Source organism: Dellaglioa sp. CoH-57-MRSF-18, assembly GCF_056781995.1.
The window spans coordinates 1-422 of sequence record NZ_JBXAXX010000098.1 but is presented as its reverse complement, the minus strand read 5'-3'; the positions used below and the strand labels follow the sequence as shown (position 1 = coordinate 422).

Sequence of the window (422 nt, the reverse complement as noted above, 5' to 3'; positions counted from 1 at the left end):
CGGAGGGAACATGAGCATAGCGTGGATTGGCGTTGACTTTGATGGAACGCTAGCATCGGATGAAAGCGGTTGGGAAGGACCCCTACACGCTGGGCCGCCCATCGCACCGATGGTGGCGTTTGTCCAAAACCTAATCAAGCAGGGCCATACAGTCAAGATCATGACAGCACGTGTAGGCCCGCATCCGGATCAGACTGATGAAGAGCTGGAAGCAATCCACCAGTTTCTGGGGGACTGGTCTGAAGAACACATTGGCACGCGCCTTGAGGCCACGTGCCAGAAAGACTATATGATGATTGCCTTGTTTGATGACAAGGCATTTCACGTGACGCCGAACACCGGCATCGTTCACCTGCCTGAAGAAGAGGAAGAATCTGATGTTTGATATCGAACCGCAATACGAAGCTCCGTCCATTCTACGT

1 protein-coding gene is annotated in these 422 nt (G+C 52.8%); it reads left to right on the top strand.

The window, feature by feature from the left end:
* A partial coding sequence (locus AC1RPG_RS08250; protein WP_481762507.1) for a hypothetical protein occupies window positions 1–385 on the top strand: 385 nt, incomplete at its 5' end.
* Window positions 386–422: the final 37 nt, after the last annotated feature.